The following is a 16220-nucleotide window of genomic DNA, read 5'->3' on the forward strand; positions in this document are numbered from 1 at the left end:
CCCCTCAGAAACTGGCCCGCAGATTGAACAACACCCGCCGCGGCTCGCCCCAGTAGCCCGAATTGAAGAACCCGACATTCCGGTAATACACCTTGTCGAACAGGTTGGTCACCGTCACCCCGACGCTCACGTTGTCGGTGACCCGGTACCGCCCCATCAGGTCGAACAGCACATACCCGCCCTGGCGCATCTTGCCGGTGGCGGTGATCGGGGCCCCGGCCGCGGTGTAGCGCCCGGTGGGGATCGGCTGCATCTGGTAGATCTCGCTCTGTACGCTGAACCCACCGCCGACCATCCACCTGCCGTGGCGCCAGGTCGTGTTGAAGCGTGCCAGCTGCATGGGGCTGGTGCTGGCGAAGCGGCTGCCGTCCGGGTTGGTGCTGTAGGCGTAGGTGTAGCCGCCGGTCATGCTCCAGGTGTCGGTGATCGAACCGGACAGTTCGAATTCGGCGCCGTTGGTTTCGATACCCTTGCTGGCGATGTAGGGCACGCTGCCGTCGGGCAGCACGATGTCGGCGCCGGCCGGGTCGCGCGTGGCCACGTTGTCCTGCTTCATGTAGAAGCCGTTGAGCGAGCCGTACAGGCGGCCGCCGAAGAACTCGCCCTTGAAGCCATATTCGTAGTTGCTGCCGGTCACCGGATCCAGCAGCTGGTTGTTGATGTCGCGCAGCGCGGTAGCCTGGAATACATCGGAATAGCTGGCGAACGCGGAGATGTTCGCGCTGAGATCGTAGATGGCACCCAGGTACGGGGTCGGCTCATGCGCGGTGGTGCGAGCGCTGCGCCCGGTGAACACACCGTTGACGTCGAAATTGTCGGTGCTGCTCTTGTAGTCCGAGTAGCGCACACCGGCGATGACCTTGAGCGGGTCGATCGGGTTCAGGCGCACCGCGGCGTAGTAGCCGGTTTCAGTGGTGGCCGTGGTGTTGGAGGGAATGCCGTAGTTGAACGTGGTCGGCTTGCCGATGTTGCCGTCCCAGCTGTAGATGCTGGGGAAGGCGGCCACGTTGTACGGGCGCGAGCTGATTCCGGCGCGGATCGTGTCCAGGTTGCGGTCGTAATGGTTCACGCCCACCACCAGTTCGTGCTGGCGCCCGAACAGCTGGAACGGGCCCGATGCATACAGGTCGAAGGCATCTTCGCGGGTTTCGGACACCGAATAGGTATCGGCGATGCGCAGGCCCAGGCCGGTGACCGGGTCGGCCCAGTTGCCGGTATTGGAGCCGGCCAGCAGCAGGCTGTCGGTGTCGGTGTTGCGGCGGTTGTAGGCCAGGCGACCGCTCCAGCCGGCCCCGAACTGCTGCTCCAGGGTGAGGAAATAATTGGTGCTTTCGCGGTTCCATTCGTTCCAGCGTGCTGCGGCGCTGTAGGAGCGCGGCATCTTCGCGGTGCTGCCATCGCGGAAGAACAGCGGCGAGGCGCTCCAGGCGCCGCCGTCGGATTCGGTCTTGAGGTAATCGATGCCGGCGCGCAGGCGGGTGCTGTCGGTGAGGTCGGCTTCGATCACGCCGTACAGGCTGGGTGATTTGTCGTGCTGGAAACGCACCCAGCTTTCCTTGTCGGTGTAGGCGCCGACGAAGCGGCCGCGCACGCGGCCGTTGGCGGTCAGCGGGCCGGAGACATCCACTTCGCCGCGCCGGTAGTCCCACGAGCCGGCGCTGAGGCTGGTACTGGCCTGGAAGGTGTCGGTCGGGCGCTTGCGCACCATGTTGACCGTGGCCGAGGGATTGCCCGAGCCGGTCACCAGGCCGCTGGCGCCGCGCACGATTTCAATGCGCTCGTAGATCGAGGTGTCGCTGAGGATCGAGTTGCCGCCGGCACCGGTGGTGTAGTTGGTCGGCACGCCATCGAACATGAAGTTGTTGATCGCAAAGCCACGGGCATTGAACAGGGTGCGGTTGCTGTCATACGACTGCACGGTCACGCCCGGGGTCTGCTGCAGTACTTCGGCGATGGTGATGAGGTTGAAATCCTCGATGCGCTGGCGGGTGAACACCGTGAGCGACTGCGGGGTTTCGCGCAGGGTCAACGGCAGCTTGGTGGCGGTGTTGGTGCCATACACCTGGTAGCCCTCGGTGCGCTGGGTGACCATCACCTTGTCCAGCTCGGTGGTCTTAGGGGTGTCCCCGTCCGGCGTGGCGACGGATTGGGCCTGCGCCAGAGAGGGCGCCGTGGCGGCCAGCGCCAGGCACAGGGCAAGGGTGTTCCGGCGCGGGGCGCCAGCGGTGCGGAAGCGGGACATGGGAAAACCTCGGTAGCAGCGAAGATCAGGAATCGGGCGCGCGCGATGCGGCGGGGCGTGGCGAGGGTCGCGCCGTGGGCGCGGTCCGGTAGCTGAGCCAGAGCAGGGGCAGGGCGGCACCGGCGGCGAGGATGCCGCAACCGGCGATGACGCCGTAGGCGATGCCCCAGGCGCTGATGCTGCAGGCCACGGCGGCGCTCAGTGCGACCCAGCCGAGCAGCCGCAGCCGGCGGCGGCGCGCCGGCGCAGGGGCGGGACCGAAGACATCCCGATGGTGGCGTTCCATGGCCAGCGACAGGCACGCAAAGCCGAACAGCGACAGCAGCAGGGCAAGCACGGTCATGCGCTGGGCCCGGTCGCGGTGGCCGCGCTGGCGCGTGGCGCACGCACACGACGCTGCGCCGGCACATGCCGGTTGACCTTGCGCGCGGCCCACAACAGGCCGACACCGACCAGCAGCAGGCCGACATCCATGCCGCCCTTGGCCAGGTCGCCTGCGGCAAAGGCCGTGAACATGCCGCCGTGCCAGGCCGCCACGTTGAACACCGGCAGCAGCACGGCGAGCACGCCTGCACAGGCGAGCTGTTCGACCCACGCGCGGCGCGGCAGGCGCAGCGTGGCATGCACCAGGCACACCGCCCACGCGGCGAAGAACACGCTGATTTCAGCCTTGGAGCGTTGCTCCAGTGCGGCCGGCAGCAGCCGGTTGCCCCACAGGAACGCGAGCATCGCCACCGGCAGGCCGGCCACGAAGCCGATGTTCAGGCGTTCCACGATGCGGAAACCCAGGTGAGGGCGGGCGGGATCGGGCAGCTGTTCGCGCCGCTTCACCGTCCACAGCACCAGCCCGGTGGCCACCATCAGCGTGCCGGCCACGCCGGACAGGAAGAACAGCCAGCGCATCGCGGTCGGGGCGAAACGGCCGGCGTGCATGCCGATCATGCCGTCGCGGGTGTACACGGTGGCCGAGCGTTGCGGGGCCTCACCCAGCAGCGTGCCGCGGGCATCGAAGCGCAGCGGTTCGCCGCTGTCGGCAATGCGGTCGCCACTGTCGCGGCGCAGGGTGATGCGCATCGCCGCATCGCCGGGCTGGTCGACCACCACGGAGGCGGCATGGCCATCGCCCCACTGCCGCGCAGCTACCGGCAACAGGGCCGCCAGCGCCGGTGGCGTGGCGGCCTGGCCCAGCGGCTCGACCTTGGCCTCGCGCGGGAACAGCTCGGCGAAGAACGCATCGCGCCCGCCGAAGTTGGCATCCACCGCCCACGGCATGTACACGGTCATCAGCGTGATCAACCCGGTGTAGGTGATCATCAGGTGGAACGGCAGCGACAGCACTGCCAGTGCGTTGTGCCCGTCCAGCCAGCTGCGCTGGCCCTTGCCGCGGCGCAGGGTGAAGAAGTCGGCGAAGATCTTCTTGTGGGTGATCACGCCGCTGACGATGGCCACCAGCATGAACATGGTGCAGAAGCAGACGAACCAGCGCGCCCAGATCACCGGCACGTAGTGCAGGTCGAAGTGCAGGCGGTAGAAGAAATCGCCGCCGCGCGTTTCGCGCGCCTGCACCGGGGTGCCGTTGGCATCCAGCGTGGCCTGCCATGGGTTGGGCTGGCCGCGTTTGGGTTCCGGTGCATCCTTGGGCTGCCAGCGCACTGCGGTGGCGTTGCTGCGGCTGCCGGGCAGTTCGATGGACCAGCGCGTGGCGTCCGGCGCGGTGCGCGCCAGGAAGGCCTGCGCCTGTTCCAGCGCGATCCCGGTAGTGGCCGGCAGGGTCAGTTCCGGCTGCATCCAGCGGGTCAGTTCCACCCGCCAGTAGCTGGCGGTGCCGGCGATGAAGATCAGGTACAGCACCCAGCCGACCACCAGACCGGACCAGGTGTGCAGCACTGCCTGCGACTGACGGAAGCCCTGGCTCATGCCGCGCTCCCGGCCAGCAGGGTGGACAGTGCCGCGCCGACGGCGGCTGCCAGTGCCAGCCCCACCGCTGCACGTGCGACGCTGCGCGCCGCATAGGCCCAGATCGCGGCGAGGGTGTAGATCACGAACGAGGCCATGGTCGCGGCCAGTGCGGCATCCGCCAGGCTGCCGGGCAGCAGGCGCGCCAGCGCGGCAGCCCAGGTAGCCGCAACCGCGTAGCCGCCGAGCAGGGCCAGCCCGCCGCGCGCCCAGAGCACGCCGTTGCCAGCCTTGCGCGGCGATGCGCGGCGCGGGGTAGCACCGGCCGGTACGGTCGGGGAGGGGGAGGGCGGTAGCGAACGGGACACGGCGGCGGGGGCTGCAAAGCAATTGAGAATCAATAGTATTTGACGTCGGCGACCCTGTCGAATCCCTCGATCGAGGGATGCGCCGTGCCGAGCCTTGTGCTGCAGCGGTTTCCCGGCCCATCCCATGCCCAGGCCGCGCGTCCTGCAATGTTATAAACACCGTAATAGTCTCCCCGGCGGCTGCCGCAGTAGGCTTTGCCCATTGCACAGGAGCTGTTGCCATGGGTCACGACCACGATCACCTGCCGAGCGAGATCCGCCACGAGAAGCCGTTGTGGTGGGCGCTGGGGCTGACCACCACCTTCCTCATCGTCGAGGTGGTGGGCGCGTTCTGGACCAACAGCCTGGCGCTGTTGTCCGATGCGGCGCACATGGCCACCGACACGCTGGCACTGATGATCGCGCTGGTGGCGGTGCGGCTGAGCCGGCGCCCACCGGATGCACGGCGCACCTACGGGTATGCGCGGCTGGAAGCGCTGGGCGCGATGATCAACGGCGGCATGCTGTTCGTGGTGGCCGGCTACATCCTGTGGGAGGCGGTGGCGCGGTTCCGCCAGCCGCAGGAAATCGCGTCGACCGGCATGCTGGTGATCGCGGCCTTCGGGCTGGTGATCAATCTGATTTCGATGCGTCTGCTGCGCGCGGGCAGCGGTGAGAGCCTCAACGTGAAGGGCGCCTACCTGGAAGTGTGGGCGGACATGCTGGGTTCGGTGGCGGTGATCATCGGCGCGCTGCTGATCCACTGGACCGGGTGGAGGCCGATCGATCCGATCCTGGCGGTGCTGATCGGGCTGTGGGTGCTGCCGCGCACGTGGGTGCTGATGCGCGAGGCGATCAACGTGTTGTTGGAAGGCGTGCCCAAGGGCATCCAGGTGGAGGCGGTGCGCGCGCGGTTGTGCGCGCACGCGGGCGTGCAGGATGTCCACGATCTGCATGTGTGGGCGCTGGCCTCGAGCACGCCGGCGTTGACCGCGCATGTGGTGGTCGCCGAAGGCGTGGATGCGGACGGGCTGCGCCGCCGGCTGGGCACGGCGCTCCACGAGGAGTTCGGCATCGATCATGTGACGCTGCAGATCGAGGCGGACCATTGCGGGGATGATTGCGGCGACGGCACGCCGGCGGTGAAGGCGGGGCACGGCGATCATGACCATGACCATGACCATGCGGGACACGCGCATGGGCGGACGCATGAGCCACGCCGCAGCAGCCCGGACGCGCAGGGCCATCACGGCCATCCACATCCCTGAACCGGCGGCTGCCGCTACAATGGGGGTCTGCCTCGCCATCCCCTCGGAGAAACCGCAGTGACCCGGAAACTCGTACTGTTGCGCCACGGCCAGAGCCAGTGGAACCTGGACAACCGCTTCACCGGTTGGGTGGACGTGGAACTGACCGAGCAGGGCCGCCGCGAGGCCGCCGCCGCCGGCCGCCTGATGCGCGAAGAGGGGCTGCAGTTCGATGTGGCGCACACGTCGGTGCTGAAGCGCGCGATCCACACGCTGCAGGGCGCACTGGCCGAGCTGGACCAGGACTGGCTGCCGGTGACCAAGAGCTGGCGCCTCAACGAGCGACACTACGGTGGGCTGCAGGGCCTGGACAAGGCCGAGACGGCGGCCAAGCACGGCGAGGACCAGGTCAAGATCTGGCGCCGTTCGTACGACATCCCGCCGCCGGCGATGGACCGCGAGGATCCGGGCCACCCGATCCACGACCGTCGCTATTCGACGCTGGACCGCAATGCGCTGCCGGGAACGGAGTCGCTGGCGACCACGCTGGACCGCGTGCTGCCGTACTGGTTCGACGCGATCGCGCCGCAGCTGAAGGACGGCAAGACGGTGCTGGTCACCGCGCACGGCAATTCGCTGCGCGCGCTGTACAAGTACCTCAACAACGTCTCGCAGGAAGCCATCCTGGAGCTCAACATCCCGACCGGCATTCCGTTGCTGTTCGAGCTCAACGAAGACCTGACCGTGCAGTCGTTCCGCTACCTGGGCGACCCGGAAGCAGCCCGCAAGGCCTCTGAGGCCGTGGCGAACCAGGGCAAGGCACGGTAAATAGCCACCGTTGGTGGATTGCCAAGTGCTCCGTGCGTGCGGACCAACGGTCCGCACCTACCGGTGGGGCAGGCAGGTATCGACCGTTGGTCGATGCAGCCTGTGACCTTTGGCCGGTCCCGAACCCGCTCACCCGCGCTACGCTGCCTGATTGCCCGCATTGCGGGTGATGCTTCCCTGTAGCCGGAGAGTCGAATGAAGTTTTCCAAGCTGGTCCCGCTGGGCCTGACCGTTGCCATCGCCGCGTCGCTGGCGGCCTGTGGCAAGACTGATACCGCGCCAGCTGCCGCCGTGGCCGATGCCAAGCCGGCGTTCGATCTGTCGCAGATCAAGACGCCGCTGATCTCGCTCAACAGCGCCGACCTGGACCCGGCCATCGCCGCGTGTACCGACCTCAACGGGTTCGTCAACAGCAGCTGGCTCAAGGCCAACCCGGTACCGAACGACCAGACCACCTGGGGCAGCTTCGAGATCCTGCGCGAGCGCTCGCTGGAAGTGCAGCACGCGCTGGTGCAGCAGGCGGCCGCCAGCCAGGCCAAGGCCGGCTCGGTGGAAGCCAAGATCGGTGATATCTGGAAGACCGGCTCGGATGAAGCAAAGATCGAAGCGGCCGGCATCGCCCCGCTGCAGCCGCAGCTGGACAAGATCGCCGCGCTGAACGACACCGCCGCCATCACCCAGTACCTGCGCGACAGCCAGGCGCAGGGCCAGGGCGTGCTGTTCTCGCTGTCGGCCAACGCCGATTACAAGGACTCGGCCAACGTCATCGCCTATGTCGGCCAGGGCGGCCTGGGCCTGCCGGAGAAGGGCTACTACTTCGATGAATCGCAGGCCAGGATCCGCGAGGCCTATGTGGCCTACATCGCGCAGGCACTGACCCTGTCCGGGGTGGACGCCGCGCAGGCCAAGACCCAGGCGCAGGCGGTGATGGAGTTCGAAACCCGCTTGGCCAAGGCCTCGCTGTCGCGTATCGAACTGCGTGACCCGGCCAAGCGCTACAACCCGGTCAGCGCCGCTGAAGCGGACAAGCTGACCCCGAACTTCAGCTGGACCGCGTTGTTCGACACCCTGAAGGTGCCGGCCGCACAGAAGTTCTCGCTGGCCCAGCCGGGCTTCTTCGGCGAAGTGGACAAGATGCTCACCGAAGTGCCGGCCTCGACCTGGCAGACCTATCTGCGCTTTCACACCGTCGATGACGCCGCGCCTTACCTGAGCAGCGCGTTCGAAAAGGCCAACTTCGATTTCTACGGCACCACCCTGCGTGGCCAGAAGGAAATGCAGCCGCGCTGGAAGCGCGTGCTGGAGTCGGTCAACACCTCCATCGGCGAAGGCCTTGGCCAGCTGTACGTGGACGCGGTGTTCCCGGCCGAGTCCAAGGAACAGATGCAGCACCTGGTGGAAAACCTCTCGGTGGCACTGAAGGCGCGCCTGGAGAAGCTGGAGTGGATGGGCGAAGACACCCGCAAGAAGGCGCTGGAGAAGTGGGCCAGCTTTACCCCGAAGATCGGTTACCCGGACAAGTGGCGCGACTGGTCGGGCTTTGAGACCAACGCCGACAGCTACCTGGGCAACATGCAGGCCGCGCGCGCGTTCAACTACCGCTACATGCTCAACAAGATCGGCAAGCCGGTCGACAAGACCGAGTGGGGCATGACCCCGCAGACCGTCAATGCCTATTACAACGCGACCAAGAACGAGATCGTGTTCCCGGCCGCGATCCTGCAGGCGCCGTTCTTCGACGCCAAGGCCGATCCGGCGCTGAACTACGGCGGCATCGGTGCGGTGATCGGCCACGAAATGATGCACGGCTACGATGATTCGGGCAGCCAGTTCGCTGCCAACGGCAACTTCGACAACTGGTGGACCGACAGCGACCGCAAGGCCTTCACCGGCCGTACCGACCAGCTGGTGGCGCAGTTCGATGGCTATGAATCGCTGCCGGGCGTGAACGTGAAGGGCAAGCTGACGCTGGGCGAGAACATCGGCGACCTGGGCGGCCTGACCGTGGCCTACGACGCGCTGCAGATGGCGCTGAAGGAGAACCCCAAGGCCAACGTCGCCGTGGATGGGCACAGCCAGGACCAGCGCTTCTTCATGAACTGGGCCACCGTGTGGCGCCGCAACTTCACCGACGGCGAACTGCGCGTGCGCCTGAACACCGACCCGCATGCGCCGGCGAACTTCCGTGCCAATGGCGCGCCGTCGAACATGCCGGCGTTCGCGCAGGCGTTCGAGTGCAAGCCGGGCGATGCGATGGTGCGTGCCGACGACAAGCGCGTGGTGATCTGGTAATCGAGGGGGCCCGGCAATGCCGGGCCCTTTTTGTACAAGCGACGTCCGAGGTAGAGCGGACTGTTAGTCCGCTGCTGTCCGCGCTCGGGTCCGGTCCGCGTAGCCGACTAACAGTCGGCTCTACCTTCGCGGGGGAGGTCAGCCCGGCGTCAGCGTGGTCAGCGCGGCGGTCAGCCCGGCGTCAGCGTGGTCAACAACGCCTTGGCCGCGTTGAAGCGGTCTTCGGGCAACGGCAGCGGCACCTTGATGCGCAGCTTGTCCGGGCCATCCATGGTGTACAGCTTCGGCTGCTTCTGGATCATCTGGATGACCGCCATCGGGTCGATGGACGGCTTGGCCTCGAACACGATACGGCCGCCGTTCTCACCCAGTTCCAACTTGCGGATGCCCAGTGCGTTGCACTGCAGCTTCAGCTCGGCCACCGCGAACAGGTGCTTGGCCGCGTCCGGCAGAAGCCCGAAGCGGTCGATCATCTCTACCTGCAGTTCGCGCAGCTCGCCACTGTCACGCGCGCTGCTGATGCGCTTGTACAGGGTCAGGCGGGTGTGCACGTCGGGCAGGTAGTCGTCCGGGATCAGCGCCGGTACGTGCAGCTCAACCTCGGCACCGCGCACTTCCTCGCCCGAATCCAGGTCGGGCAGCTTGCCCAGCCGGATGCTGCGCACCGCGCGCTCAAGCAGTTCGGTGTACAGGCTGAAGCCCACCTCGGCCATCTGCCCGCTCTGGTCTTCGCCCAGCAGTTCGCCGGCGCCGCGGATCTCAAGATCGTGCGTGGCCAGGGTAAAGCCGGCGCCAAGTTCGTCCATGGAGGCGATGGCTTCCAGGCGCTTTTCGGCATCGGGCGTCATCGAGCGCTTGTCCGGCACCACCAGATAGGCGTAGGCGCGGTGGTGCGAACGGCCGACGCGGCCACGCAGCTGGTGCAGCTGGGCCAGGCCGAACCGGTCGGCGCGGTTGATGATGATGGTGTTGGCGTTGGGGATGTCGATGCCCGATTCGATGATCGTGGTCGACAGCAGCACGTTGTAGCGTTGCTTCTGGAAATCCAGCATCACCCGCTCGAGTTCGCGTTCGGGCATCTGCCCGTGGGCGATGCCGATGCGTGCCTCGGGTACCAGCTCGGCCAGGTCGCGCTGCATGCGGCCGATGCTTTCCACGTCGTTGTGCAGGAAATACAGCTGGCCGCCACGGGCCAGTTCGCGCTGGAACGCTTCGCGCAGCAGCGCGTTGTCCCAGGCGGTGATGAAGGTCTGCACTGCCAGCCGGTTCGGCGGCGGGGTGGCGATGATCGACAGGTCGCGCAAGCCGGCCATGGCCATGTTGAGCGTGCGCGGAATCGGCGTGGCGGTCAGGGTCAGCAGGTGTACGTTGGCCCGCATCGCCTTCAGTGCTTCCTTCTGGCGTACGCCGAAGCGCTGTTCTTCGTCCACCACCACCAGGCCCAGGTCCTTGAACTTCACGTCCGGCTGCAGCAGGCGGTGGGTGCCGATGATGACGTCGATGGTGCCGGCCGCCACCTTTTCCAGCTCGGCCTTGATCTCCTTGGTGCTCTTGAAGCGCGACAGCACTTCCACCCGGAGCGGCCAATCGGCGAAGCGGTCGCGGAAGTTGCGGTAGTGCTGTTCGGCCAGCAGCGTGGTCGGCACCAGCACGGCGACCTGCTTGCCGGCGCTGGCGGCGGCGAACGCGGCGCGCACGGCCACTTCGGTCTTGCCAAAGCCGACGTCGCCGCAGACCACGCGGTCCATCGGCTGGCTGCTGGCGAGGTCGCGCAGGGTGGCGTCGATCGCGGCGAGCTGGTCGGCGGTTTCCTCGAACGGGAAGCCGGCCGCGAACGGCTCGTACATCGCGCGGTCCACGTGCAGCGCCAGGCCGGCGCGCGCACGGCGGCGGGCCTGGATCTCCAGCAGTTCGGCGGCCACGTCACGGACCTTCTCGGCCGCGCGGCGCTTGGCCTTGCTCCACTGTTCGCCACCGAGCGAGTGCAGCGGCGCGGTCTCCGGCGAGGCACCGGAGTAGCGGCTGATCAGGTGCAGCTGGGCCACCGGCACATACAGCCGGTCGCCCTTGGCGTATTCGATCTCCAGGAACTCGCCCGGCATGCCGCCGGCGTCGAGCACGATCAGCCCGCGGTAGCGGCCGACGCCGTGGTCTTCATGGACGATCGGCGCGCCTTCGGTGAGCTCGCCCAGGTCGCGGATGATCGCTTCCGGCTCGCGCCCGACCCGTCGGCTGCGCCGGGTGGTGCCGGCGCGCTCGGGAAACAGCTGGCGCTCGGTCAGTACCGCCAGCGGCGGTGCATCGAGCGCGAAGCCGTCTTCCAGCGGCGCCACCGTGATGGCGAAGCGCTGGCCCGGATCGGCCAGGAAGGTCGGCAGGTCGGCCACCACCGGCGGCTTCAGTTCGGCCGACAGCAGCACTTCCAGCAACGCTTCGCGGCGGCCCGGCGAATCGGCGGCGATCAGCACCCGACCCGGGTAGTGGCCCAGGAACGACTTCAGTGCTTCACCGGCCGGCGCATCGCGCGCGGCCACCGGCAGCGGCGGCAGCGGCTGGTCGCCCAGCGGCGTGGCTTCGTCGATGCGCGGGTGGTCGGCGCTCCACACTTCGATGCGCGGCAGGGTGTTCAAACGCGCGCTCAGGCCTTCCGGGCTGAGGTACAGCTCGGTGGGCGCCAGCAACGGGCGCTCCACATCGTGCCGGCGCTGCTCATAGCGGTTCTGGGTCTGCGCCCAGAACGAAGCCGCCGCCTCGCCCACGCCCGGCGCGATGACCGGCAGCGCGTTCGGCTGCAGGTAATCGAACAGCGTAGCGGTCGCGTCGAAGAACAGCGGCAGGTAGTACTCCACGCCAGCCGGTGCCAGCCCGGACTTGAGATCCTGGTACAGCGCACTGCGCCGGGTATCCACGTCGAAGCGCTCGCGCAGGGTGGCCAGCACCCGCGACACGCTCAGTTCGTCCAACGGCACTTCGCGGCCGGGGAGCATGCGCACCGCGTCGACCTTGTCCAGCGATCGCTGGCTTTCCGGGTCGAAGGCGCGGATCGAATCGATGTCCTCATCCAACAGCTCGATCCGCAACGGCGCTTCCGCGCCCATCGGGAACACGTCGAGCAGGCCACCGCGCACGGCGAAATCGCCCGGGTCCATCACCTGCGGCACGTTACGGTAGGCGGCCGCTTCAAGCCGGCGCTTTTCCGCATCCAGATCCAGGCGCTGGCCGACCTTCAGGTCGAAACTGCCGCCGATGATGTACTTGAGCGGGGCCAGCTGCTGCAGCAGGGTCTGCACCGGCACCACCACGATGCCACGGCGCAGCGTCGGCAACTGGTGCAGTGCGGCCAGGCGCTGCGAAATGATGTCCGGATGGGGGCTGAAGGCATCGTAGGGCAGCGTTTCCCAATCCGGGAAGGCCACCACCGGCAGGTCCGACGCGGCGCCCAGCAGGGTGCGCAGGTCGGACTCGATCTGGTTGGCGCCGTGATTGTCGCGCGCGATGACCAGCAACGGCCCGTCATGGGTTTCCGCAGCGCGTGCGATGTACCACGCCAGCGCCGTGGGCGAGGCGGGAGCGCGCCACCAGGCGCGGAGCTGCCCGGAACGGGGCAGCGGCGGTGTGGGAGTTGAGGTGCGTGACATGAGCGGTCGATTTTAGCAGACCGCCACGTGATGACCTCTTATTGGCCCGGATCGAGTTCCAGCACCATGCGCACCAGGCCGGGCGTGCCCTGCGGATGCGGCACGGCCTTGAAGCCCAGCGAGGCGGCCAGCTGCTTCATCGGTTCGTTTGCTTCCAGCACGTCGCCGTACAGGTGATCCAGGTATTTGCCCTTGCCCCACTTGACCAGCTTGCGCATCAACTGCCGGCCGAGGCCCTGGCCGATGAGAAACCGGCTGATGAGGATCGAGTATTCGGCATCCTTCGTGCCCGGGATGATCGACGCGCGTGCCAGCGCACCGACCACCGCCACGCCTGCCTGCTCGTTTTCGGCGGCGACCAGAACGATCTCGTTCTTGACGTTGGGATGGGTGAGTCGATACGCCGCCTCCGAAGAAAGCTCATCGACCGACTGCGTCAGCCGGTCGCGGACTTCTGCGGGCCCGAACAGACTGAACGCTCCCTTCAGGGGTTCGTCGTCTTCGGGACGAATCGGGCGGATCAGCAGCTCATGGCCGCTGGGCGCTTTGAAAACTTCGTGCCAGGGCGGCATGCGGTTACGGGTAGCCATACCGGTGATTCCTTGGTGGTCTTCGGATTCTCGCATCCCCGGGGGCGCGTTCCGTGAACGAAACACTCACGCCGTTCAGCGGGCGGTCGTGGCGTTACTCGGCCTGCTTGAGCCACTGCAGGCGGGTACTGGCGCCGGCTTCGCCCAGATACTGCTTCAGCGCAGGCATGGCCGGGGCCAGCACCTGGTCGAACTGCCAGGGCGGGTTGAGCAACAGCATGCCACTGCCGTTGAGCCGAAGGGGAGAGTCATCGGGCCGAACCAGTAGTTCTACTGTAAGCACCGACTTCACCGGCAGGGCGCAGGCCTTGCGCAGGAAGTGCAGGATGGTGCGGCGCTGCTTGATCGGGAACCAGATGGCGAAGCTGGCCTGCGGCCACCGCGCCAGGATCTCGCTCACCGAGGCAAGGATGCGCTGGTACTCGGCATCCTGGCCCTCGTAGGGCGGGTCGATCAGGACCAGGCCACGGCCGATCTTCACGCCGTTGGCCTTGGGCGGCAGCAGCGCCTTGTTCTGTGCGTAGCCGTCGGCGTGCAGCACCGCCACCCGGCTGTCATGCGCGAACAGCGCCTTGAGCGAGGCCGCTTCGGCATCCTGCAGCTCGCAGACGGCCATGCGGTCCTGCTCGCGCAGGGTCTGCGCGCTCAGCAGGGGCGAGCCGGGGTAGCTGATCATCGCTCCGACCGGGTTGTCGGCCTGCACCGCCTTGAGGTAACGCTCGACCACGGCCGGCAGCTTGGGCTGGGCCATCAGCCGCATCACCCCTTCCTCGGCCTCCAGGGTCTTGCGGCTTTCCTCGCTGGCCAGCAGGTAGCGGCCAGCGCCGCCGTGGGTGTCCAGCACGAAGAACGGGCTGTCCTTGCGCTTGAAGGTGTCGAGCAGGGCAAGCTGGACGATGTGCTTGAGCACATCGGCGTGGTTGCCGGCATGGAAGGCGTGGCGGTAATTCATCGGCGCAGTGTACGGGGCGGCGGCCCCAGCGGCTATGCTGCGCGCATGAACCGCCCCCTGCACAACGTCCTGGTCGTCGAAGACGAAGCCGCCATCGCCGATACCGTGCTCTACGCGCTGCGCAGCGAGGGCTACGGGGCCCGCCACTGCCTGCTCGGCGGGCAGGCGCTGCAGCTGCTGCGGCAGGAGCCGGTGGACGTGGTGGTGCTGGACGTGGGCCTGCCGGACATGAGCGGCTTCGAGGTGTGCCGCACGCTGCGCACCTTCAGCGACGTGCCGGTGATCTTCCTGACCGCCCGCAATGACGAATTCGACCGGGTGCTGGGTCTGGAGCTGGGCGCGGACGACTACGTGGCCAAGCCGTTCTCGCCGCGCGAGCTGGTGGCGCGGGTGCGGGCGCGGTTGCGCCGCGCGGTGGCACCGGCCCCTGCGGAGGCGGCCGGCTGGCAGCAGCATGGCCGCTTCGCGATCGACCGCGAAGGCCGCCGCATCCGCTTCGGCGAGCAGCTGCTGGACCTGACCCGCTACGAATACGCGCTGATGGCCGCACTGCTGCAGCGCCCCGGCGCGATCCTCAGCCGCGCCCAGCTGATGGACCGCGGCTGGGATACCGATGCCGACAGCGCCGACCGCACCGTGGACACCCACGTAAAGACCCTGCGCGCCAAGCTGCGCACCGCCGGGGCCGAGCCCGACCCGATCCGCACCCATCGCGGCGTGGGTTACGCGCTGGAGGTGTAGCGTGCGGCTGGGGCTGAAACTGTTCCTGGGCTTCTTCCTGATCGTGGGCATCGCCGCATTCTTCGTGATGCGCGTGTTCGTCAATGAAGTGAAGCCCGGGGTGCGCCAGGCGATGGAGTCGACGCTGGTCGATGCGGCCAACGTGCTGGCGGAAATGGCCGCGGCCGACCTCAAGGCCGGGCATATCCGCAACGGCCCGTTCGTGGCCAGCCTGGCGCGCGCGCAGCGCCGCGACCCCAAGGCGATGGTGTGGCGCTTTCCCAAGCGCAGCCTCGATTACCGCGTAACCATCACCGATGCGCGCGGCATCGTGGTGTACGACTCCACCGGGCAGGACATCGGCCGCGACAATTCGCGCTGGAACGATGTCTACCGCACCCTGCGCGGCGAATACGGCGCGCGCTCCAGCCCGGAGAAACCAGGTGATGAAGTGCATTCGGTAATGCACGTGGCCGCGCCGATCCATGATCCGGCCGACCCGGGCAAGCTGATCGGCGTGCTCAGCCTGGCCCAGCCCAACCGCAGCATCGACCCGTTCATCGCCGCCAGCCAGCGCGCCATTCTGCAGCGCGGCGCGTGGCTGATCGGACTGTCGGCACTGATCGGGCTGTTGATGACGGCCTGGCTGATGCACGGCGTGAACCGTCTCAACCGCTATGCCAGGGCGGTCAGCGCCGGCGAACCGGTGCCGCCGCCAAGGCCGCGCCGCGACGAGATCGGTGATCTGGGCCAAGCGCTGGAAACCATGCGCCGCAAGCTGGAAGGCAAGGCGTACGTGGAGCAGTACGTGCAGTCGCTGACCCATGAGATGAAGAGCCCGCTGGCAGCGATCCGCGGCGCGGCCGAACTGCTGCAGGAGCCGCTGCCCGATGCTGACCGGGTGCATTTCGCACGCAGCATCCAGGGCCAGGAACAGCGCTTGACCGAAACCATCGACAAGCTGCTGGCGCTGGCCGAAGTGGAACAGCACGGCTGGCTGCAGAAGCGCGAACGCATCGCGCTGGCGCCGCTGCTGCAGGCCGCTGGCGATGCCGTGGCGATGCGGGCGCAGGCGGCCGACGTCGCGGTGGACATCGAGATGGCCGACGATCTCGAGATCCAGGGCGATGCGTACCTGCTGCGGCAGGCCCTGAACAACCTGCTGGAGAACGCCCTGGCGTTTTCCAGCCCGGGCAGCCGGATCCAGCTGGGCGCTTCGCGCGAAGGCGATGGCGTGGTGCTGCGGGTGGCCGACCGTGGCAGCGGGGTACCAGAATACGCGCTGGAACGGGTGTTCGAGCGTTTCTACTCGCTGGCGCGGCCGGCCACCGGCCAGCGCAGTTCCGGCCTGGGCCTGTCGTTCGTACAGGAAGTGGCGCGCCTTCACGGCGGCCGCGCGAGCCTGCGCAACCGCGACGGCGGCGGCGCCATCGCGTCACTTCACATTCGCTTCAAATAGACCACAAAC

Annotated in this window: 12 protein-coding genes; 5 read left to right on the plus strand and 7 right to left on the minus strand. The window is 67.6% G+C overall.

Translation table 11 applies throughout. The features are described from left to right. Positions 1-4: 4 nt before the first annotated feature. The 4 genes from BAY15_RS06760 to BAY15_RS06775 are packed head-to-tail and all read right to left on the minus strand — an operon-like array spanning position 5 to position 4506. Positions 5-2242 (minus strand): TonB-dependent siderophore receptor, encoded by a 2238-nt coding sequence (locus BAY15_RS06760; RefSeq protein ID WP_068850311.1) that lies wholly within the window; start codon positions 2240-2242, stop codon positions 5-7. A gap of 25 nt (positions 2243-2267) precedes the next feature. Further along, positions 2268-2585 carry a DUF3325 domain-containing protein gene (locus BAY15_RS06765; RefSeq protein ID WP_068850313.1) on the minus strand — a complete coding sequence of 106 codons (318 nt, stop codon included), beginning with the start codon at positions 2583-2585 and terminating at the stop codon, positions 2268-2270. Next, a complete protein-coding gene (locus BAY15_RS06770; protein ID WP_068850315.1) occupies positions 2582-4159 on the minus strand; it encodes a PepSY-associated TM helix domain-containing protein in 1578 nt (525 codons plus the stop codon). The genes BAY15_RS06765 and BAY15_RS06770 overlap by 4 nt, the downstream gene beginning before the upstream one ends. After that, positions 4156-4506 carry a DUF3649 domain-containing protein gene (locus BAY15_RS06775; RefSeq protein WP_208856126.1) on the minus strand — a complete coding sequence of 117 codons (351 nt, stop codon included), beginning with the start codon at positions 4504-4506 and terminating at the stop codon, positions 4156-4158. The genes BAY15_RS06770 and BAY15_RS06775 overlap by 4 nt, the downstream gene beginning before the upstream one ends. Positions 4507-4727: 221 nt before the next feature. Here BAY15_RS06775 and BAY15_RS06780 point away from each other — a divergent pair, with 221 nt between their 5' ends. The 3 genes from BAY15_RS06780 to BAY15_RS06790 all read left to right on the plus strand — a co-directional run bounded on the left by BAY15_RS06780 (position 4728) and on the right by BAY15_RS06790 (position 8852). Then, entirely contained in the window at positions 4728-5753 is a 1026-nt protein-coding gene (locus tag BAY15_RS06780; protein ID WP_068850319.1) for a cation diffusion facilitator family transporter, read from the plus strand. A gap of 57 nt (positions 5754-5810) precedes the next feature. Then, positions 5811-6560 (plus strand): 2,3-diphosphoglycerate-dependent phosphoglycerate mutase, encoded by a 750-nt coding sequence (gene gpmA / locus BAY15_RS06785; RefSeq protein WP_068850321.1) that lies wholly within the window; start codon positions 5811-5813, stop codon positions 6558-6560. Positions 6561-6755: 195 nt separating this feature from the next. After that, positions 6756-8852, plus strand: a complete 2097-nt coding sequence (locus tag BAY15_RS06790) for a M13 family metallopeptidase (protein ID WP_068850323.1) — start codon at positions 6756-6758, stop codon at positions 8850-8852. 170 nt (positions 8853-9022) lie between these two features. Here the strand turns inward: BAY15_RS06790 and mfd are convergent, their stop codons facing one another. The 3 genes from mfd to BAY15_RS06805 form a co-directional block, all read right to left on the minus strand. Beyond that, positions 9023-12490: a transcription-repair coupling factor gene (gene mfd / locus BAY15_RS06795; RefSeq protein WP_068850325.1), complete on the minus strand. Its 3468-nt coding sequence runs from the start codon at positions 12488-12490 to the stop codon at positions 9023-9025. A 38-nt stretch (positions 12491-12528) separates the two neighbouring features. Then, a complete protein-coding gene (locus BAY15_RS06800; protein ID WP_068850327.1) occupies positions 12529-13080 on the minus strand; it encodes a GNAT family N-acetyltransferase in 552 nt (183 codons plus the stop codon). A gap of 94 nt (positions 13081-13174) precedes the next feature. Continuing rightward, a complete protein-coding gene (locus tag BAY15_RS06805) occupies positions 13175-14032 on the minus strand; it encodes a 23S rRNA (adenine(2030)-N(6))-methyltransferase RlmJ (protein ID WP_068850330.1) in 858 nt (285 codons plus the stop codon). A gap of 45 nt (positions 14033-14077) precedes the next feature. Between BAY15_RS06805 and creB the strand changes: the two genes are divergently transcribed. Further along, on the plus strand, positions 14078-14773 hold the full coding sequence (creB, locus tag BAY15_RS06810) for a two-component system response regulator CreB (RefSeq protein WP_068850332.1): 696 nt from the start codon (positions 14078-14080) through the stop codon (positions 14771-14773). Position 14774: 1 nt separating this feature from the next. Further along, positions 14775-16211 carry a two-component system sensor histidine kinase CreC gene (creC, locus tag BAY15_RS06815; RefSeq protein WP_068850334.1) on the plus strand — a complete coding sequence of 479 codons (1437 nt, stop codon included), beginning with the start codon at positions 14775-14777 and terminating at the stop codon, positions 16209-16211. Positions 16212-16220: the final 9 nt, after the last annotated feature.

The organism is Stenotrophomonas rhizophila (assembly GCF_001704155.1).
Classification (GTDB): Bacteria; Pseudomonadota; Gammaproteobacteria; order Xanthomonadales; family Xanthomonadaceae; genus Stenotrophomonas; species Stenotrophomonas rhizophila_A.